The organism is Amycolatopsis sp. cmx-4-61 (assembly GCF_046548775.1).
Lineage (GTDB): Bacteria > Actinomycetota > Actinomycetes > Mycobacteriales > Pseudonocardiaceae > Amycolatopsis.
The window spans coordinates 268414-287935 of record NZ_JAEBEI010000003.1 but is presented as its reverse complement, the minus strand read 5'-3'; the positions used below and the strand labels follow the sequence as shown (position 1 = coordinate 287935).

The 19522-nt window shown below is 71.3% G+C and carries 19 protein-coding genes; 7 read left to right on the top strand and 12 right to left on the bottom strand.

Going from position 1 to position 19522, the window contains the following annotated elements; genetic code table 11:
• The first annotated feature begins 183 nt into the window (after nucleotides 1-183).
• A complete protein-coding gene (locus ACLJOU_RS13710; RefSeq protein WP_410567209.1) occupies nucleotides 184-588 on the top strand; it encodes a ribonuclease domain-containing protein in 405 nt (134 codons plus the stop codon).
• Nucleotides 589-646: 58 nt separating this feature from the next.
• On the opposite strand, the gene ACLJOU_RS13705 is transcribed toward ACLJOU_RS13710, so the two are convergent.
• Entirely contained in the window at nucleotides 647-1183 is a 537-nt protein-coding gene (locus ACLJOU_RS13705; RefSeq protein WP_410567207.1) for an AAA family ATPase, read from the bottom strand.
• Between the two features lie 283 nt (nucleotides 1184-1466).
• Here ACLJOU_RS13705 and ACLJOU_RS13700 point away from each other — a divergent pair, with 283 nt between their 5' ends.
• Together ACLJOU_RS13700 and ACLJOU_RS13695 are read left to right on the top strand one after the other, a co-directional pair.
• Nucleotides 1467-2021 carry an RNA polymerase sigma factor gene (locus ACLJOU_RS13700; RefSeq protein ID WP_410567205.1) on the top strand — a complete coding sequence of 185 codons (555 nt, stop codon included), beginning with the start codon at nucleotides 1467-1469 and terminating at the stop codon, nucleotides 2019-2021.
• A gap of 28 nt (nucleotides 2022-2049) precedes the next feature.
• Entirely contained in the window at nucleotides 2050-3060 is a 1011-nt protein-coding gene (locus ACLJOU_RS13695; RefSeq protein ID WP_410567203.1) for a hypothetical protein, read from the top strand.
• 583 nt (nucleotides 3061-3643) lie between these two features.
• Here the strand turns inward: ACLJOU_RS13695 and ACLJOU_RS13690 are convergent.
• From ACLJOU_RS13690 to ACLJOU_RS13660, 7 genes are all read right to left on the bottom strand, one after another.
• A complete protein-coding gene (locus tag ACLJOU_RS13690) occupies nucleotides 3644-4729 on the bottom strand; it encodes a glycosyltransferase family 39 protein (RefSeq protein WP_410567201.1) in 1086 nt (361 codons plus the stop codon).
• Between the two features lie 381 nt (nucleotides 4730-5110).
• Complete coding sequence (locus tag ACLJOU_RS13685) at nucleotides 5111-5803, bottom strand: TetR/AcrR family transcriptional regulator (RefSeq protein WP_410567199.1); 693 nt, start codon at nucleotides 5801-5803, stop codon at nucleotides 5111-5113.
• Nucleotides 5804-6089: 286 nt separating this feature from the next.
• Nucleotides 6090-7238: a M48 family metalloprotease gene (locus ACLJOU_RS13680; RefSeq protein WP_410567197.1), complete on the bottom strand. Its 1149-nt coding sequence runs from the start codon at nucleotides 7236-7238 to the stop codon at nucleotides 6090-6092.
• Nucleotides 7239-7454: 216 nt separating this feature from the next.
• Nucleotides 7455-8078, bottom strand: a complete 624-nt coding sequence (locus tag ACLJOU_RS13675) for a TetR/AcrR family transcriptional regulator (protein WP_410567195.1) — start codon at nucleotides 8076-8078, stop codon at nucleotides 7455-7457.
• A 26-nt stretch (nucleotides 8079-8104) separates the two neighbouring features.
• A complete protein-coding gene (locus tag ACLJOU_RS13670) occupies nucleotides 8105-9061 on the bottom strand; it encodes a quinone oxidoreductase family protein (RefSeq protein WP_410567193.1) in 957 nt (318 codons plus the stop codon).
• Between the two features lie 190 nt (nucleotides 9062-9251).
• Nucleotides 9252-9884, bottom strand: a complete 633-nt coding sequence (locus ACLJOU_RS13665; RefSeq protein WP_410567191.1) for a DUF6000 family protein — start codon at nucleotides 9882-9884, stop codon at nucleotides 9252-9254.
• Nucleotides 9885-10102: 218 nt separating this feature from the next.
• Nucleotides 10103-10723, bottom strand: a complete 621-nt coding sequence (locus ACLJOU_RS13660) for a TetR/AcrR family transcriptional regulator (RefSeq protein ID WP_410567189.1) — start codon at nucleotides 10721-10723, stop codon at nucleotides 10103-10105.
• 83 nt (nucleotides 10724-10806) lie between these two features.
• Between ACLJOU_RS13660 and ACLJOU_RS13655 the strand changes: the two genes are divergently transcribed.
• Nucleotides 10807-12333, top strand: coding sequence for an FAD-dependent oxidoreductase (locus ACLJOU_RS13655; RefSeq protein WP_410567187.1), 1527 nt, complete (start codon nucleotides 10807-10809; stop codon nucleotides 12331-12333).
• Nucleotides 12334-12427: 94 nt separating this feature from the next.
• On the opposite strand, the gene ACLJOU_RS13650 is transcribed toward ACLJOU_RS13655, so the two are convergent.
• A complete protein-coding gene (locus tag ACLJOU_RS13650; RefSeq protein ID WP_410567185.1) occupies nucleotides 12428-13333 on the bottom strand; it encodes an oxidoreductase in 906 nt (301 codons plus the stop codon).
• Between the two features lie 116 nt (nucleotides 13334-13449).
• Here ACLJOU_RS13650 and ACLJOU_RS13645 point away from each other — a divergent pair, with 116 nt between their 5' ends.
• Complete coding sequence (locus tag ACLJOU_RS13645) at nucleotides 13450-14331, top strand: helix-turn-helix transcriptional regulator (protein WP_410567184.1); 882 nt, start codon at nucleotides 13450-13452, stop codon at nucleotides 14329-14331.
• A 51-nt stretch (nucleotides 14332-14382) separates the two neighbouring features.
• Here the strand turns inward: ACLJOU_RS13645 and ACLJOU_RS13640 are convergent, their stop codons facing one another.
• Entirely contained in the window at nucleotides 14383-15441 is a 1059-nt protein-coding gene (locus ACLJOU_RS13640; RefSeq protein ID WP_410567182.1) for an NAD-dependent epimerase/dehydratase family protein, read from the bottom strand.
• 129 nt (nucleotides 15442-15570) lie between these two features.
• Here ACLJOU_RS13640 and ACLJOU_RS13635 point away from each other — a divergent pair, with 129 nt between their 5' ends.
• Both ACLJOU_RS13635 and ACLJOU_RS13630 read left to right on the top strand, forming a co-directional pair.
• Nucleotides 15571-16521 carry an NAD-dependent epimerase/dehydratase family protein gene (locus tag ACLJOU_RS13635; protein ID WP_410567180.1) on the top strand — a complete coding sequence of 317 codons (951 nt, stop codon included), beginning with the start codon at nucleotides 15571-15573 and terminating at the stop codon, nucleotides 16519-16521.
• 55 nt (nucleotides 16522-16576) lie between these two features.
• Nucleotides 16577-17302: a class I SAM-dependent methyltransferase gene (locus ACLJOU_RS13630; RefSeq protein ID WP_410567178.1), complete on the top strand. Its 726-nt coding sequence runs from the start codon at nucleotides 16577-16579 to the stop codon at nucleotides 17300-17302.
• A gap of 61 nt (nucleotides 17303-17363) precedes the next feature.
• Here ACLJOU_RS13630 and ACLJOU_RS13625 read toward each other — a convergent pair whose 3' ends face one another.
• Together ACLJOU_RS13625 and ACLJOU_RS13620 are read right to left on the bottom strand one after the other, a co-directional pair.
• Entirely contained in the window at nucleotides 17364-18317 is a 954-nt protein-coding gene (locus ACLJOU_RS13625) for a Gfo/Idh/MocA family protein (RefSeq protein WP_410567176.1), read from the bottom strand.
• Nucleotides 18311-19519 carry a cytochrome P450 gene (locus tag ACLJOU_RS13620; protein WP_410567174.1) on the bottom strand — a complete coding sequence of 403 codons (1209 nt, stop codon included), beginning with the start codon at nucleotides 19517-19519 and terminating at the stop codon, nucleotides 18311-18313. The genes ACLJOU_RS13625 and ACLJOU_RS13620 overlap by 7 nt, the downstream gene beginning before the upstream one ends.
• Nucleotides 19520-19522: the final 3 nt, after the last annotated feature.

Genomic DNA, 19522 nt, shown 5'->3' with positions numbered 1-19522 from the left:
TGCGTCGAGTGGTGCCGACGGGTCCACGATGGCTGTCACCTCGGCGGCCGACCGCGGCCGGTCGCCGAGGGTGCGCGCCACATCCGTTGCCGGAAGTTCACCGGATCGGCACGTGGTTGGTCTCCTCTCGGCGAGGCGGGCCAGCGACCATGTCCGGTGACCTGTACGAGACGAGGAGGTTCCGTGCCCGCATCCCTGCTTACCCGGACCGCGCAGCGGCTCGCCGTGACCGTCACCGCGGTGGCTGCCACGCTCGGTGTCTGCACCACGGTCGCCGACGCCAGCGTGTACAGCTCCTGCACGCAGACCCGCTGTTCGGATGCCCGCTCGGCCAACACGACCTGGCAGAGCAAGGGCTACCCCGGCACGCGCGGCTGGTACGACTGGCCCGGCGGCAAGTGCAACTACGCGGGCGGCACCTACCAGAACCGCGAAGGCGAGCTGCCCGCCGGCGATTCGTTCCGCGAGTTCGACGTCTACCCGCGCACGTGCGGCGCGGCCCGCGACGCCTACCGGATCATCGTCGACCTCAACACCGGCGTGGTCTGGTTCTCGCCCAACCACTACACCGACTTCTACAGGCTCTGAGACCGGTCGAGCGGGGCTGTGCTCCGGCGTCCGCGCGCCGGAGCACGGTCGCGGCATTTCATTCGGGTTTCTCGGCCGCGCGGAGGATGTCAGCGACCACCGCGAGGATGTCCGGCTCGGCGGTGGTGTCGACCTCCACCAGGGGGCCGGCGCCGAGCGGGGGGACGGGTTCGCCCCACAGTTCGGCTTCTTCACGTGCCAGGTCGAGATGGCCCGCGTGCCGATGGGAGGCACGTGCGTAGTAGCGCGACCGGGCGATCTCGAGGGGCACCACGCACCGCACTTCGACCACCCGGCCCGGCAACTGCGCCACGAGGGGCTGGGTGTAGTCGAACCAGGTGCTGTCCAGGACCGCGCCGGGGCAGCGACGGGCTATCCGCAGAGCCGTCAGCACCGCCGCCCGGCCCAGTCGCCGTGACTCGTCGACCGTGCGGGGATGGCCGAGCCCTTCGGCGAGCGCTTCCTTGATCTCATCCTTGGCGAGCACCGGCAGTCCCAGCTGTGGACCGAGCGCGGCCGCCAGTGTGCTTTTCCCCGCCCCGGGCCATCCGCCTATCAGCACGAACAGGAATCTCGACTGACGTTGGTCATTCATCGCCGGTCTCCTGCCCCGGCGGACGCCTCCTCAGCTTGCGGGGCGGCACTGAACACGGAAAGCCAGGCCTCGTCATCGGCGACTGCGAACTTCACGTGAGCAGGCTATCGACTTGCTCGGCGACGGCTCTCCACGTCATGAGCGGACGCTGGGGAGTGGTTCGGCCGGCGCTCGCGCACCTCGCCTGACCAGCGATGTTCGTCGTGGGTGACGTAGCTTGAACGCTTTTAGTGCACGTTGGCAAAGACGGGGTGTCAGGGCGAAGCGAAACCCGAGGAGCTTCATGTCGTCAGACGCGGAACTGATCGGTCGGTCGCTGCGCGGAGACACCGATGCCTTCGTGGAAGTGATCAGCCGGCACGAGACCGCGATCGGGAACTACCTGGCGCGCAGAGTGGGGCGGCAGGCCGCCGAGGACGTGCTCGGCGACGTGTGGGTGGCGGCTTACGAGTCCCGTGCGAACTATGACCGTTCGTATCCCGAAGCCAGGCCCTGGTTGTACGGCGTCGCGCTGAACCGGCTGCGCCGGCACTGGCGGTCCGCGCCGGCCGAGGAGCCGGCGTCGGACCTGACCGGCGTGGCGAGTGACTGGGATCCCTGGCCGGCGGTGGATGCCCGCGTGGACACGCAGGCACTGCTGGGCAGGGCACTGGCTCGGCTCAAACCGGAAGAGCGGGAAGTGCTGGGCCTGGTCGCCTGGGAGGACCTGACCGTCGCCGAGGCCGGGCGGGTGCTCGACATCCCGGCCGGCACGGCACGGCGCCTGTTGCACCAGGCGCGTAAGGCATTGCGTGAAGCCCCCGAAGTGATTGCGCTGCTGCAAGTCCCGACAACGTGAAAGACAACCCATGGACGAAATGGATCTCATGAAGAATCTGCGTGACGTGCCGCCCCCCGGTCCCGAGGCCTACGACCGTGCCCGCACGGCACTGCGGACGGCGATGGGGGAACCCGAGGCCACGGTCGTGCGACCGAAGCGCTGGTTTTCCTGGCCCAAGGTCGGCGTCGCCGCCGTGGGCGCGGCCGCCGTCGCGGCGGCTGTGGTGCTGGGTACGTCAAGCGGCAACGTCCCGGCCGTCCCGTCCGACGCGGCCCCGCAGGCGGTCGAGGCACCGCTGGTGAAGCTGGCCTCCGCGGTCCAGGCGGCCGGCACGCAGCCGGGGGACGCGTCGCTGATCGTCAACACGAAGTTCGGGCCGGACAACAAACCGGACCTCTACTACACCGTCTACACCGACAAGGGCCAGCAGTTCACGGGCGACTCGGCGAAGACCCTGGCGGAGGCAGTCGCCGGAGGCCACGCCGAGCCGGCGACGCCGTACGACGGGAACGTGATGGCGGCGGCCCGTCTCGCCGCGCACGGCGACGTGGACAAGGCCAGGATCGCGATGATCACCGCGGGCGGCAATGCGCTGGGAGTCGGCCTCAGCCCGGCCGAGGCCGACAAGGCCTGGGCGGCCGCCCAAGCGGAGACCGCGGAGACGTTCCGCAAGATCGGCAAGCCGGTTCCGGCCCCGAAGCCGCGTCCGACGGGCAAGGACCTGGACAACCTCGTCAACAACCACCTGTGGAGCAACGCCGAACATGCGCTGTTCGCCAACGCCGCCGACGCGGAGGTCCGCGCGGGCGTGCTGAAGCTGTACGCGACCATCCCGGACATGGTCGTCGGCAAGACCAACGTCGGCGGCCAGGCCGCGCTGACCCTCACGGCGCCCCCCGCCATCCTGGGCGGCGCTGCGGACGTCCTCACCATCAACGCCGACAACGGCCTGCCGATCCGTGAGGAGATCACCTCGGCGGAATCGTCCAAGCGCTACGTGGTGAACTACAAGTCCGCCCGCGTGACCCTCGCCGATGTGGCTGCGGGCAAGATCTGATCCTCGTACCGAACTGTCCTGGGTGGACCGAGATCATCTCGGCCCACCCAGGATCGTTCTGCCTGTGCGACACGGGGAAGCGGACGCACGCTTCCGGCCCTGCGGCTGTTACTCGCGACGAGCGACCTGGATCTCCACCCGCTGCCGGAGGTTGAAGCTCGGATTCGGTTCGTGGACCGCGCGACGCATCAACGGCTCGAAGCATTCCTCGGGAACGGGAGCCGCTTCACCCGCCGCTTTCGCGCGGCGCGTGACGATGTCGCCGATCGATCTGCGGGCGTCGTGATACCACTGCGACTGAACTTCGGTCTTGTCCGCGGCCGGAAGGTCGGCACCGACCAGGTCGAGCAGCCCCCGCAGCAGGGAAGGCCAGGCAGCCGAACGGTCAGTCTGAACGGGCTCGAAGCAGGGCCGTGGTCCGGGTGCCGTCGTCCGGTGCGATCATCGCCGCAGGATACGGGGCTGGCGAGGCGCGCCGCGAGCGAATCCGAGGCGCTAACACTGATCCTGCCCGGCGGTAGCACCACGCTCCATTCATCCGCTCCTCGGGCATGAGCGGATGTCGCGCGAAGCGGCGGTCTTCTCAGTCGTAGTGTCGTAGGGACGGCCAGAGCTGCTGCCAGGTGCCGTGCGGCTCCCGGCATTCGTAGATCGCCGCGTGGTGGTCGGTCTCCTGGTTGCCGATACCGTCGGGCATGGTGATCCGCCCGATTTCGCGTACGTCCGACCAGAACCGCCGCAGGTACGAGATCTTGAACTCGCCGACGCACAGCACCGTGTCCGGACGGCCGGCCGGTGGTGCCCAGAAGCTGTAGGCGTTCTGTCCGCTGAGGACGGGCTCCGTCAGGCCGCCGACGATGGTGAGCGCGCCGGCTTCGCCGTAGTTGCTGGTGAAGATCGGGGTGCCGGGTGGCATCCGGTCTTCCGCGGACTTGACCTGGTCGGCGAATTCCGGCCAGCCGAAGGTCTCCATGACCGTGGGGTTGAGCGCGCGCAACCCGTTCTGGTCGCGGGCCGGCAGGACGGGATACCCGATGACGATGGCGATCAGGGCCGACACGACGATCACGGCGGGCCAGCGGCGCCGGCCCCGGCTGGTCGCCTCGGCACGCACCGCCCCGGCCGCGAACAACGCGATCAGCGCGGGCGCCGGGTAGTAGGGCTTGCCGCCGCCGAGGGTGAACACGACGATCGCGGTCACCACGATCGCCAGCGCCCATCGGTGGTCGCGGCCCGGTCCCCAGCCCAGCCGGCGGACTCCGAGCACACACAGCACGATGAGCGGCGGACCCGCCAGCAGTGGCAGCAGGGGCAGTTGCACGAGCGAGCCGAGCGGTCCGCCGGTCCGGTCGCTCAGCACCTGCGCCATCGCCAGGTTCGGCCAGCCGTTCCGGGCGTCCCACACCACGTTCGGGACGGCCAGGAGCACGGCCAGCGCGCCGGCGAGCCACGGGCCCGGGGTGCGCAGCGCGTCCCGGTGCCAAGCCAGCAAGCCGATCGTGACGCCGAGCAGCAGGACGACCACGGTGTCCTTGTTCTCCAGGCCGATGCCCCCGAGCACCCCGGTGAGCAGCCACGCCGCCGTGGTGCGCAGCCGCAGCGCCCGCGCGACGGCGACGAACATCGCGGTCCAGACCAGCTGATCGGTCACCGTCGTGCCGAACAGCACCGACGCCGAGACGAACGCGACACTGGCCGCGGTCGCGCCGGCGGCGATGGCCTGGGCGCGCGCCGCCGCCGAACTCGGCGGCCAGCTTGGCGCCGAGCACGACGCAGCCGGCCTGGCAGGCGATCGCGAGGACCCGCAGGGGCAGGACGCCGCCGGGCAGCTCCGCCGCCCACCGGGCCAGCAGCGGCGTCAGGGGTGGCTGGTCGACGTAGCCCCAGGCGGGGTGCCGGCCGGTGATCACGTAGTAGAACTCGTCGCGGTGCCAGCCGTACCGGGCGGCGACCACGAGGTGCACGACAGCCGCCACGGCGGCGATGGCCAGCACCGGTCTCCCAGCGAGCTTCGGCTGTCTCCCGGTGGTGGTCAGGTTCTCGGTAGCGCTCACGATTCCCCCAGGAATGCGCTGGTCAGCAGGTGGCGGACGGTGGTCCGGCACTGGTCGTCGGTCAGCATCGCCGAGTCGGGGTCGCCCAGCCGGTGCCAGGCGAACCAGGCCACGGTCTCGGCGATGAACCGGGCGGCCGTGGGCACGTCGGGCACCGCCCGCAGGTGGCCGGACCGGATGCGTTTGCGCAGGTAGCCGCTGAGGTCGTCGAAGATGCCCCGGCGGCGCTGCACGAACCAGAACTGGAACATCTCCGGCAGCTCGCGGGCGCACTGCGCGACGAGCGCGAGGACGCCCCGGTTGCGCTCGATGAAACTGTAGAGCTCGTCGACGATCTCGCCGAACTCCGCCCGGACCGACTCGATACGCCGTCGGCCCGACGCGGCGGTCAGCCGCGGGAATTGTTCGGTGTCGGTCCAGCGCCTCGCCAGTGCGACGATCTCGTCTTCGGAGGACAGCCGCACCGGAGTCCGGAGCCCGTCCAGCAGTTCCGGGCCGGTGGTCCAGGCCAGCGCGACGTAGAGCAGCGCCTCCTTGCTCTGGACGTAGGTGTAGAGCGCGCCATGACTGAGGCCGAGTGCCTTCGCCACGTCGGAAATGCCGGCTTCCCGGTACCCACGCTGGGTGAAGACTCGCGCGGCCGCGTCGGCGACGTCCGCCAACGAGCGCGTGGGAGTGCGTCCTGCCATGCGGACAGTCTTTCTTAACTGACTCAGTCAGTCAACTTTGCCTCGACATGCACCGTGTTCGACGCCGCTCATCGGCCTGGGCGGTTCAGCCGGGCGAACTCGCCGGATCGACCGCGGCAGGGTCGGTCGACAACACTCTTCGGCCCCGGTGCGCAGGTTGGTCGGCCACGATCCCGTGGCAAGGCCCCGCACCGGCTGTCCACGGCGACGGAAACGTTCGATGGCGTTCGGAAAGCGGGCCGTCTCCTCGCTTTCGGGGAGACGGCCCGCTGACGGGAACCGAGGCTCAACCGCGAGCCGTGGCCACCGGGGCAGCGGGCGGCTGGGCAGCGGCCGGCGGCATCAGCTTCGCGTATTCCTTCTCGAACTTCTCGATCATCGTCGCGGACGGGATGATCCGGTTCGGGTTGGCCTGGCTCGTCGCCTGCTTCTCGCCCCAGGCGCCCGCGGCTTTGCGTTGGTCGGGGGTGCCGTGGCTGTGGTAGCAGTCGCCGACGGAGGCGTCGAGGTAGCTGACTTCCTGCTGGGTGCGGGCGTTCCAGGCGTAGCCCTTGGCGTGCGCGACGAAGTAGCCGCCGTAGGCGTCGGGGCCCATTTCGGACGACTCGTTGCGCGGGTGGTTGTCGTGGGCGAAGTCGACTTGGTGGCCGTACTCGTGCCCGATGACGGACTCCACCGAGACGTCGTCGAACCCGAGGGCGTTGACCGTGTCGAGCAGGCCGTCGCCGAGGGCCACGCGCTTGCCGCCGAGGCTGTCGGCCGGTGAGGCGAACGCGTTGAGGGTGAGCAGCGGGTTGCGGCCGCCTTGCAGGACCGGCACTTCGTAGAGCACCTTGGTGGCGAGCGCGGCGGCGGCCTGCACCTTCGCCGGGGCGAGGCCGAGGCTGAAGGTCTGCGCCATTTTCGCCTGGCTGCCGAGGTCGGTGCCCTTCCAGGCGACGAGCTGGATGTTCCAGCTCTCGATGTCCCAGAACCCGCGCAACTTGTCGATCGCGGTGGTGGCGCGCGCGGTGTACTGGCCGTCGGTGCCGAAGACCTGCGGGGTCTTGTCGGAGGCGACGCCCTGGACGTAGAGCTGGCCGAGCGCCGACAGTGTGCTCAACGCCCCGCTCTCGACCGGGTCGAGCTGCGAAGCGAGGTTGTTCGCGTAGGCCAGCAGTGAACCCGGTGTGCAGCCGGGAATCGGGTCCTCCGCGGCCTGGCTCTGCGGGCCGATCCGCGGGATGGGCGATTCGATGAGCCGGTCGACGCCGTGCAGCGCGTTGCCGGGCAGGCCGTTGTAGAGATCGACGACGTCCTGGAACAGCTGCGCCACGTCCTGCTCGACGGTGGCCGGTGTGTCCGCGGCCGCGGGAACAGCCGTGGCGAGCGCGAGCGCCACCGCGGTGCCCGCCGCCGCGAGCGTTCTGCCGAGGAATCTGGTCCGGTTGGGCAAGGTGAAATCCCCTCTTCGGTTCCGGTTCAAGATCACGAAGCACCGCCACCGTAGGGCGGTGATCGACGGCGGAACCGGTGCCGCGAGAGGAACCCCGGAATGGCTCACGCCTTTCGAAGGGTTTTCGCCGTGCGGACCTCGGCCGAAAGTATTAGGCGGCGCCGCGTCGTTCCGACGGCGTGGACATGACGGCGCAGCCGACCGGACCGGCCGAGCTCACCGGCCACTGGCCGGTCGTGTCAGCCGGCCCGCGGCGTTCGTGCAGTGGGGCGTCTCGGCGCCGCCTACCCCGGCGAGCACCGCGTGGGTGACGAGTTCGGCGAAATCCGGCCCCATCTCGGCGGGGTGGAACAGCGCCCGGAAGACGATGGGCCCGGCGAACAGGTCCATCAGGAGGTCGAGATCGCCCAGTTGGTTCAGCTCGCCCCGTTCTTGTGCTCCGCGCAGGGAAACCAGGCAGGCCTGCCTGCGGGGTTCCCAGACCACGGCGAGGAACTCCTCGCGCAGCTGGGGATCGTCGGCCAGATCGGCCAGCAGCCCGGGGAGCACGCGGCTGAGCGCGGGGTCGGCCAAGCCGGCGCGCAAGGCGTCCAAGTGCCCGACGATGTCGCAGTGGACGCAGCCGGTGTCGATCTCCACGACGCCGACACGGTCGCGCGCCATGGCCGCGACGACCAGCTGCTGCTGGCTCCGCCAGCGCCGGCGGATGGCGGGCTTGGTGGTACCCGCGCGGGTGGCGATGGCCTCCATGGTCAGCGCCGAGTAGCCGACCTCGCGAACCAGTTCGGACACCGCGGCCAGTACGGCGTGGTCGATGCGGTCATCACGTCGGCGTGCCATCCCACCTCCCTGCTCGGTCGGCCACCTTACCGAGGCAACAGGACCACCTTGCCGAACGGTGCACCGCGTTCGAGCAGTTCCAGGGCGTGCCCGGCCTCGCCGAGCGTGAGCTGCCGGTGGACCACGGGCGAAAGCAGTCCTCGCTTCCACAGCGCCGTGATCTCCTGCCAGGAGCGGCTCAGCTCCGCTGGCGTCACCGAGTTCAGGCTGAGTGCCAGCAACGTCGGCGATTTGTGAAACCGGCGGATCAGCGTAGGAAGGACGTCTTCCGCCGGGGCGCCACCGGCGGCGCCGCACAGCACATAGCGTCCGTTGTCGCGCAGCAGACCCAGGTACCTCCCCGTATCCGGGCCCGCGACCGTGTCCACGACCACGTCGTAGGTCTGATCCGGAACGGCAGTGGTCCGGTCCACGATCCGCGCGGCACCCAGCTCCCGCAGACGTTCACCGCGGGCCGGGGAGGAAGTGACCGCGGTGACCTCGGCTCCGCGGGCGTGCGCGATCTGTGTGGTCAGCACGCCGATCCCGCCGCCCGCGCCACGAACGAGAACGCGTTCGCCTGCCGAGGTTCCCGCGCGTTGGAGCGCGATCTCGGCGACAAGGGCGTTCACGCCCAGCGCGACCGCATGGGAGGCATCGGCATCCTGCGCCACGGGCAGGACGCGGCCGACGTCGACGACGACCTGCTCCGCGTAGCCGCCGAAGCCGGGGACGGCCAGCACTCGCTGCCCGACCAGGTCACCGCGTGCCCCCGGTCCCGCCGCCTGAACGCGGCCGACGACCTCAGCGCCGGGCACGGAGCCGGGGCCGGGAATTCCCCGGTACTCGCCTCGGCGGAGCATGACGTCGACGTAGCCAGCGCCGATCGCGTCGACCTCGACGAGTACCTGGCCAGGTCCGGGCGTGGGCTCCGGCACGTCGATCAGGTCGAGTTCTCCGGACGCTTGCACAACTGCTGCTCGCACAGCATCTCCCTTCGCCATAACGTTCCGATCCGCATCGGAACGTTATGTCGAAGTCGAGTGCTCGTCAAGGGGTGATCACGCCCTCGGCGTGGGGAAGACCCGGCTTGTTGCCGGGTCCGCACTGCCGCGACTCGCGCACCAGTCGCCGTGCGATATGAGCGGACCGAATCCCCCGCGCCCAGCGGCATCCGGAACCGAGGTCGTCGGGTCAGTGGCGATCGTCGGATGGTCCGGCGTGCGCGCTTTCCCTTGCTACTGCGCACATCTGGCTGATGGACCACTGTGCGCCCTGCGGTGACGGTACCCAGCTGCCGGCGGGTAGCGCGGCGCAGAACTGCCACCAGAGACCGCCGGGTTCGACGAAGCGTGTGGCGTGGCCGGTGCCGAGTGCCTTGTCGAGGCACAAGAGTGCGCCGAGGGCCTCGGACTGGTCGTAGTCGAGGTCCGGCCGGAGCAGATATCGGTCGAGGTAGGCGATGAGGTGGGCCGCGTCGGCTTCGGTGCCAAGGCGGGTCAGGGCCATGCAGTACGCCCGGCCGGCCCGGGGGCCTTCGCTGGCGAGAAGAAGGGAGCCGAGCTTGTCGCGGAACCGGCTCCGGCCGGCTACGGCGATGAACCACGCGGCGGTTGTGCGTTCGCGCCATCCACCGTCGTCCAGTAGCACCTGGAGTTCTGTGTCGGTGATTTGCCTGGCCACCTCGGCGAGCTCCCGCAGGAACGCCGCGCGGTCGGTGACGTCGGAACGCAACAGTCCTCCGCCGAGTCGGAGGTAGCGCCGTCCCGGCGTGATGTAGCGCGGGATCAGGTCCGCCAGCGCGGGGACGTCGTCGGGGCGGTGCACGGCTGCCATCGTGCCGCTGTTGCCGGGGTTCTGCCAGCGGTTTCCCGAGTGTCGGCGCTTCCGGCTCGGGGTGGTAGGGGTAGTTCGTCTCGGACACACGACGAGCGGCATCTGGTGCCGGTCGAAGTGGTCGGCCGGGGGTATGAGCGGACGTTCGCGAGGCGCCGAGGCAGGCGGTGTCGCAGGCCGCGGAGGCCGGGCCCGCGGTACGCCGGGCCTCAGCTCGTGCGGTGGGCCCGCACGAGGGGCAGGAACATCTCGTCGACGATCGAGCGGACGCGTTCGGCGCCGGGGGGTTCGAGGTCCATGAGCAGGTCGTGCCGCACGAGGTCGAACGGCAGGGCGAGCACCGCCGGTGGAATGCCTTCCGGGTCGAGCTCGCCGCGAGCGGCGGCCTGCCGGTAGATCGTTCGCGTCTGGGGGAGCAGCTGGTCTCCCATGGCCTGTGCGCGGATGTCCGCGGGCGACAGGCCGGTGGCGGCGAGCAGCCCCGAGAACGCCGCGGCCGCCGCGATGGCGAAGAAGCCGGCGAGGGAGTCGCCGAGCGCCGTCAAGTAGTGGATCAGGTCGTCGCGGAGATCGCCCGTGTCGGGCACGGCCACGGGGTGCGTCGCCCGGTACCGGTCGAGAACGGCGAGCACGAGTTCGTCCTTGTTCGCCCAGCGGCGGTAGAGGACGGGCTCGCTGGTGCGGGCGCGTTTGGCAATCGATCCCATGGTCAGGCGCGCATAACCGATCTCGGCCAACTCGTCCCACCCGGCGTCGAGGATGGCGGCTTCGAGCGCCGCTCCATGCCGCCGGGTCGCCGGTGGGGCGGGATCGGTCTCCGGGGCGGCCACCCCGCCATCTTAGAAAGGTTTGCCTTTCTCGCGCAACCCGAGTTAGAGTTCAAGAAAGGGATTCCTTTTTTGTGGGAGATGTGATGAGTGAGCCGCGCAAAGCCGTAGCGGGTTCCACCACGGTCTTGGTCGTCGGTGCCGGCCCGACGGGTTTGACGCTGGCCGTCGAGCTCGCACGCAGCGGCGTTCCGTTCCGCCTGATCGATGCGGCGCCCGGTCCGCGGCCGGGCTCGCGCGGCAAGGGCGTGCAACCGCGCACTCTGGAGATCTTCGAGGACCTCGGCATCGCCGAGCGGGTGCTGGCGAACGGTCAGCTGGCCGTCCCGATGAACTCGACGGGTCCCGACGGCCGGGTGACGCACGGCGGTGCGATCCCGGAGTCCCTGGCGGACCGGCCGGACATCCCGTACGCGGCGAGCCTGATCACGCCGCAGTGGCGGGTCGAGGAGGCGCTCCGGCTCCGGCTCGACGAGCTCGGGGGCGCGGTCGAGTTCGGCACCGCGCTGGCCGGCTTCACGCAGACGGACGACGGCGTCACGGCCGAGATCGTCACGGACGGCACGGCCACGACCGTCGCCGCGCGGTGGCTCGTCGGTGCCGACGGAGGACACAGCACCGTCCGCAAACAGACCGGCGTCGCGTTCGCCGGCGAGACACGCGAGGACGTCCGGATGGTCCTGGCGGATCTTCCCGTTTCCGGTCTGAGCCGTGCCGCGTGGGAAACCTGGCGTCACCCGGCCGGCGTCATGAGTCTCTGCCCGCTTCCCTCGACCGAGGTGTTCCAGTACGCCGCCACCCTCGCGCCCGGCGCGGAGGCCCGGCTCAGCCTCGCGGACCTCCAGGCGACCCTCGAGGAGAGAACGGGCCGGGCCGACATCCGCCTCCACGAACCCGAGTGGACCTCGGTGTGGCGCGCCAACATCCGGCTGGTCGAGCACTACCGCGTCGGGAACGCCTTCCTGGCCGGCGACGCCGCGCACATCCACTCGCCGGCCGGCGGGCAGGGCATGAACACCGGAATCCAAGACGCCCACAACCTCGCCTGGAAGTTCGCCGCCGTCGTGAACGACGGCGCGCCGCCCGCCCTGCTCGACACCTACGAAGCCGAGCGTCGCCCGGTCGCCGCGCACGTCCTCGCGCTCTCGAACACGCGGCTGGCCGAGACCATGCGGACCAACGCGGTCCCGATCGACCGGGACGCGAGCACGATCCAGCTGGACGTGGGGTACCGCGGATCCGCCCTGGCCCGCGACGACCGCGACGAGCAGGCGAACCTCCGCGCCGGAGACCGCGCCCCCGACGCGACCGGCCTGGCCGCCGTCGACGGAGTCCACCGCCTCTTCGGCCTCATCGGCGGGGGCCGGTTCACCCTCCTCGACTTCGGCCCGCCGCCGGCAACGCCGCTTCCCGGAACCGCAGCTCGGGTGCTTCACGTCGTCGCGCAGCCGGCCGGCGAAGGAGAGATCGCGGACACCGCCGGCACCCTCGCGGCCGCCTATGGCCCCTCCGGCAGAACCCTCGTCCTGATCCGTCCCGACGGCTACATCGGGCTGATCTCCGACGCCGGCGACCTCCAGGCCGTCACGGACTACCTCGCCGCGTTCGGCTGACGCCCGGCGCAGGCTGCGTTCCCGGAGCCCCGGCGCTCACGTAGTTCACCGATCGGCTGATGACCTCGGCAGGCCGGCCAGTGGGGTGGCGGGTTCAGAGGTAGCTGATGCCGGTGAGTTCCTCGGCCGCGGTCCAGAGCCGCCTGCCGATGGTGGGGTCGGCGGCGTCCCGGCTGAGCCGGGCCTCGGTGACGGGGCCGCGGGTCTCCCCGAGCCCGCGCGGGCCGAAGAACTGGCCGCCCCGCACGTCTGCTGCGGTCGCGGCGTACAGCTGCGGCAACGCACCCCGTTCCACCGGCTGGGTGGCCAGCAGGCCGAGCCGCGCGATCACCCGCCCGGCCCGGCCGCGGTGTTCCCAGGCACGCGGAGTCAGGTTGGTGCGGGTGAGTCCGGGGTGGGCCAGCACGCCGGCGATCGGCGATCCGGCGGCACGCAGGCGGCGGTCCAGTTCCACGCCGAAGATCGTGGTGGCGAGCTTCGACCTGCCGTAGGCCGTGGTGGCCCGGTAGCCGCGTTCGGACATCAGGTCCTCGAAGTCGAGGTGGGCGTTCCGGTGGGTGATCGAGCTGAGGTTGACCACCCGGGCCTCGTGGGCCGCGGCCAGGTTGCCGAGCAGCAGGCCGGTCAGGGCGAAGTGGCCCAGCACGTTGGTGGCGAACTGCAGCTCGAAGCCGTCGGCCGAGGTGCGGCGCGGGCCGAGCAGGACCACGCCGGCGTTGTTGACCAGCAGGTCGATCGCGGGGTGGGCGGCGGCCAGCTTGGCGGCGAACGCGCGTACCGAGTCCAGCGAGGCCAGGTCCAGCTCCCGGACCTCGGTGTCGCCGTCGATCCGGTTGGCGGCTCGCTCGCCGGCGGCGGTGTCGCGGACGGCGAGGACGACGTGCGCGCCGTGGCGGGCCAGTTCGGTGGCGGTGACCAGGCCGAGGCCCGAGTTCGCGCCGGTCACGACGGCGACGCGGCCGTGCTGCGCGGGGATGCGGTCGGTGGTCCATCCGGTCATCTGTGGCTCCTGGGAGGGTCGGTGCGCTGTGCCGACGACGTTAGGAGCAGTCCGGGCGGACTCGGTGGGTCTGCGAGAACCACCTTGGGCACGCGCGGAGGAGCCACACTGGTGGCATGAGCAGTCCGCATCCCTACGCTCGCGAGCTCGGTGAATTCCTGCGCGCCCGGCGCACCCGGTTGCGTCCGCGTGACGTCGGCCTGGAGCCGGGCGGCCGGCGCAAGGTCACCGGGCTGCGGCGTGCGGAGCTGGCGCTGCTGGCCGGGCTGAGCACCGACTACTACCAGCGGATCGAGCAAGGCCGCGATGTCCGCCCGTCCGACGACGTCCTGGCGTCGCTCGCCGGCGCGCTCGGCCTCGGCGACGAGGAACGCCGTCACCTGTTCACCCTGGGCCACGCCGCCCGCCGACCGGCGCCCGTCCCGGCGCGCCGCGAGCCGGAGCGGGTGCCCGACCGCACGCACCGGCTGCTGCGGGTGATCGACACGCCGGCGGTCGTCCTCGGCAGGCACCTGGACCTGCTCGACTGGAACCCGATGGCCGAGGCGCTGCTCGGCGACCCGGACGGCTACCCACCGGACCGGCTCAACATGCTCCTGCTGCTGTTCGACGACGCGCGGACCGGCCGGGGCAGCTGTCCGGACTGGGAACGGCAGGCGCTGGACTACCTCGGCATGCTGCGCGCCGCCGTCGCCGCCGACCCCACCCACCCCCGCGCCACCGCGATCGTCGGCGAGCTGAGCATCCGCAGCGCCGAGTTCCGGCAGATGTGGGCGCGCCACGACATCCGCGAGTCGGTGCGCGGTACCAAGACCTTCCGGGTGCCCGAGGTGGGCGACATCCGCCTGGACTGGGACACCTATCCGCTGCCCGGCAACCCCGGACCGGTCATGCTGGTCTTCACCGCCGAGCCGGGCAGCGCCGACGCGGACCGGCTCCGGCTCCTCGCGTCGTTGCACGCGTCCCGCTCCGCACTCGCCGGCGAGCTTCCCGGATGACAGCCAACGCGGCACGCGGCGCGGGCGAGGTCAGGCGCCTACGACCCAGAACTAGGCCGGAACGGGGGCGCGCATCGGGGCCCTGGCGAATTCCGCCATGCCTTCGTCGAAGCCGATCGAGGGCAGCCAGCCCAGCTCCGCCTTGATCCGCCTCGGTGAGGCCACGATGTGGCGCACGTCGCCGATGCGGTACTCGCCGGTGATCACCGGCGGTGGCGTTCCGGCCGCCGCGGCCAGGGCGGCCGCCACCTCCGCGATGCTGCGGGGGTCGCCGGTGGCCACGTTGAAGGCGCGGAATCCCGGGTGCGTCGCCGTCAGGGCGGCCACGTTGGCCGTCGCGATGTCGCGGACGTGGATGAAGTCGCGGCACGGCTTGCCGTCCTCGAACACGCGGGCCGCCGTGCCGCGCTCCACCGCCGTGCGGAAGACGGCCGTCACGCCGGAATACGGGCTGCCGGGAGGCATCTCGGGCCCGTAGACGTTGTGGTACCGCAAGGCGACCGCTTGGCCGCCGGTCTCGCGGGCCCACGCGCCGGCCAGGTGTTCCTGGGCCAGCTTGGTGACCGCGTAGACGTTGCGGGGCGGGTCGAGCGGATCGTCCTCTTCGACCGGGCTGTCCACGACGGTCAGGCCGCATTCCGGGCAGGTCACCTCGAACCGGCCCGCGTCGAGGGCTTCCTTCGGACGGCGGCCGGGCCGGACCCGGCCGTGCACCGGGCAGTCGTACCGGCTGTCGCCGTAGATCACCACCGAACTCCCGAGCACCAGCTTGCCGAGGCCCAGTTCGGTCATGGCGGTGACGAGCCGCGCGGTGGCGAGGTCGTTGCACGTCACGTACTGCGCCGCGTCGCGGATTTCCTTGCCCCGGCCGACCATCGCGGCCTGGTGGCACACCGCGTCGACCCCGCGCAGCGCCGAGACCACTGTGGACTCGTCGCGCAGGTCGCCGTGCCGGAACTCGACGCCGTCCGGGAACTCCGGCGGTGACCCGGCCGGGTGCACGTGGGGGAGCAGCGCGTCCAGGACCCGGACCTCGTGCCCGCCGGCCACCAGTGCTTCGACGACGTTCCGGCCGATGAACCCGGCGCCGCCCGTGACCAGAACTCGCATTCCGCCTCCTGCGTCTCGTGGCTTCCCACGGTCTTCGGCGGTGCTCGGCCCGGACTCGAATGCGGCTGGACCCGCGCGCCATACCGTCCTGCCGTCCGGTCGCGGATGTGGGGAGAGGCTGTGGTGCTCATGTCTGGTCGGGTGGTCGCGGACGGCGCTACCGACACGGTGGTGGTGATCGGGAGTGCGGGGTTCATCGGACGCCGGCTTTCGGCGACGCTCGACCTCGCGCGCGTGCGGACGGCGTGCTTCACGCGGCAGTCGAGGTTCCTGTGCGACGGCGAGCTGGCCGCCCCGATCGCCGGCGCCGGGACGGTGTTCTACCTCGCGTCCAGCATCAACCCGGCACTCGGGGAAACCCATCCGGAGCTGGCCGAGGCCGACCACGTGCTGTTCAGCACCCTGCTCGACCGGCTGCGCCGCCGGGACAACCCGCCGACGGTGGTGCTGACCAGCTCCGGTGGCACCGTGTACGACCCCGCGTTCGCCCCGCCGTACGCGGAAACCTCGCCGCTGAAGCCCTCGGGTGCCTACGGCCGGGCGAAGATCGCCCTCGAAGAGGAACTGCTGAGCCACGCGGGCGAGCTGCCGGCGGTGATCCTCCGGATGTCCAATGTGTACGGCCCGGGCCAGCCGACCGGTCGCGGGCAGGGCGTGCTCGCGCACTGGCTGTCCGCCGCGCTGGATTCCCGGCCGCTGCGGCTGATCGGCGACGTCACCGCGACCCGCGACTACGTCTACGTCGACGACGTCGTCGACGTGATGCGGCGGCTGCGGGGCGCCGGGCCCGCGGAACCCCTGATCCTCAACATCGGCTCCGGCGTGCGCACCTCGCTGTCGGACCTGCTGGACGTGGTGCGCTCGGTCGTGGCGCTCGACCTGCGGGTGGAGTTCCAGCCGAGCCGGCTGTTCGACCGGCAGGACGTCTGGCTCGACGTCGGCGCGGCCGAGCGGGTGCTGGGCTGGCGGCCCGAGACGTCGCTGAAGGAAGGCGTGGCGGCGACCTGGCGGTCGTGGCTCGCCGGCGCGGCCGTCACCGCCGGGGTCAACGAGCTCCAAACGATTTTCGAGACGATCTGACCAGGCTGTTCCGGAGTAACCCGACTGCAGAGCGAGGGACCGAATGTTAGCTGAAATGCTCGCCCGTTCCGGCAAGGTACTGCTCGACAACGTGCCGCCGGACGGCCGGAAGTACTGGGCGGCGCGGTTCTGGGACCGGGCGGCGGCGGAGCAGCACCCGCTGCTGCGCGAGCACTTCCTCAGCCAGAAGGACACCATCGGCAAGTACCTCGAAAAGTACGGCGCCGACACCGGGCGGGTGCTCGAATTCGCCTGCGGCACCGGTGAGTTCACCGGTCTCGCGGCGACCCGCACCGCGGCGAAGAGCATCACCGCGCTCGACATCTCCAAGCAGGGCCTCGAGATCGTACGCGGCCGCGTGCAGCACGAGGACCTCAACCTCGTGCTGGGCGACTTCTGGGCCGAGCACGACCTCGGCACCGCGGACCTGGTGATGTGCGTCGACGCGATCCACCACCTCGGCGACGTCCGCCAAGTGCTGGAGCGGCTCAAGACGTTCATGGCGCCGGGCGGGATCTTCGTCGGGAACCTCTGGACGGGCGACAACTTCCACGACTTCGAGCGCAAGCGCTACGGCACGCTCAACCACCTCCGCCGCACGGCGGCGTTCTTCAGCACGGCGGTGGTCATCCGCGCCTCGGGCGGGCGGATGAAGACCGGCGCGTACCGGACGCAGCTGCTGACCAGCGCGGAAGGCACCGCCATCCTGAACGAGGTGTTCACCGAGGTGCTGGAGCTGGACGTGCACCCGCACTTCATGTCCTTCGTGGCCACGGCCTGACGCCGGTGTCGTGGGTGGCGGGCGTCCGCTCGCCACCCACGACCTCAGCGCACCGGCGGGTTCACGACGCCCGGGCGACGACCTCGTCGAGCAGCCGGGCCTGGGTGAGCAGCGTTTCGTACTCGAGGGCGCGTCCGGCGGGGTCGCCGATCAGGCTCGCGAAGTGCCGCAGGACGTTGCGGAACTGGTCGTCCGCCGGGAGAGTCCGCTCTTCCCGCACGTCCTGGGACTCCAGGCGCAGCACCGGGCGCGTCGTGGCCGGCGGGGTGAACGCCCAGTCCAGCGTCAGCCGGCCCTCGCTGCCCCACACCGACATCGTGTTCCGGTAGGCGTGCTCGAACCCGAACGAGCACTGGGCCGCCACCTTCCCGTCGCTCAGCAGCGCGCTGCCGGACAGGTCCACGTCGCCGGAGCGCACGAGCACCGCGCCGGCCACCTCGGCGGTGCCCAGGTAGGGCCAGGACGCCCGGATCGGGTAGCACCCGGTCTCGCGCAGCGAGCCGCCGCCGAGGGCGGCGGAGTACTTGATCCCGGACGGCGCCGTCGGCGGGATGCCGAAGTCCGCGGTGACCAGGCGGGGCTCGCCGACCACGCCCTTGGTCACCAGCTCGGCCACCTCGGCGTGCTGGGAGTGGTGGGGGAACGCGAAGTTCTCCATCACCACCAGCCCACGCGCGGTCGCGAGCTCGACCAGCCGCGCGGCCGCGGCCGCCCCGATCGTCGCCGTTTTCTCCACCAGCACGTGCTTGCCCGCTTCAAGGGCCGCCTCCGCCCATTCCTGGTGCAGCGCGATCGGCAGCGGGATGTACACCGCGTCGACGTCCGGCCGCTCCAGCAGCGCCGCGTAGCCGGTCACCGCCTCGCCGCCGAAGCGGGTGGTGAAGGCCGCCGCCTTCGCCGCCGACCGGCTCGCCACCGCGGTGACCGGCAGGCCCGCGGTGGCCATCGCCGGAACCGTCTTGCGCGCGGCGATGTCGGCGCAGCCCAGGATGCCGAACCTCGGCGCGGTCACCATCGGATCGGCAGCTCGGCCGGGCGGGGGAACGCGGTCGCGAGGTGCCACCGCAGCTCGTCCACCGGCGTGCCCAGCGCGAGCGGGATCCGCCGGGCCACCAGGGTTTCCAGCAGCACCCGCAGTTCCAGCCGGGCGAGGGCGGCACCGAGGCAGAAGTGGATGCCCGCGCCGAAGGCCAGGTGCGGGTTGTCGGTGCGGTCGAGCCGGAGCTCGTCCGCCGCCGCGAACGCGGATTCGTCGCGGTTCGCGGAGTTGATCAGCGGGATCACCGGCTCGCCCGCCCGGATCGTCACCCCGCCGAGCTCGACGTCTTCGAGCGCGATCCGCAGCGAACCGAACCCGCCGGCGACCTGGCTGTAGCGCAAGGCCTCTTCGACGGCGGTGCCGATCAGTCCCGGATCGTCCACGATGGACTGGTACCGCGCCGGTTCTTCCAGCAGGTGCACGAGAAGGTGCGACACCGCGCTGACCGTCGTGTGGTAGCCGGCGATCAGGATCGTCATCGCGAGCGTGCGCAGTTCCTCGTCGTCGAGCGAGTCGCCGTCCTCCTGGGCCTGCAGCAGCCGGGTCAGCAGGTCCTCGCCCGGCCGGGCGCGCTTGCGCTCGATCAGCCCGGTGAGGTAGCCCATGAGCGCGCCGGCGGCCTCGCGCGCCGCGTCGGCGTCCGCGCCCGGTCCGCCGACGGTGAGCACCTTGTCGCCCCACTGCCGGAACTGCGCCTGCTCGGCGGGTTCGACGCCGAGCAGTTCGCAGATCACCGTGATCGGCAGCGGCAGGGCCAGCGCGGTCACCGCGTCGGCGGTGGTCCCGGCGGCCAGCATCGCGTCGACCAGGCCCGCGGTGATCTCCTCGACCCGCGGCCGCAGCGTGTCGACCCGCCGCTGGGTGAACTCGCGCGAGGCCAGCTTGCGCAACCGGGTGTGGTCCGGCGGGTCGAGGTTCACCAGCGACCGCGAGCCGCGGTGCACCGGGATCAGCCTCGGCGCGTCCGGCCTGGTCATCGCTTCCTTGCTGAACCGCAGGTCGGTGAGGACGGTCCGGACCTCGGCGTGGCGCAGGACGAGCCAGCCTTCGTGGCCGCCGGGCAGCCGCACCCGGGTCACCGCCGCTTCCGCGCGCAGTTTCGCGTACTCGTCGAGCGCCTCCCCGGGGGTGCGCACGCGGAAGGGGAACGCGGGCAGTGCCGTCACGGCTTCGGTCATCGG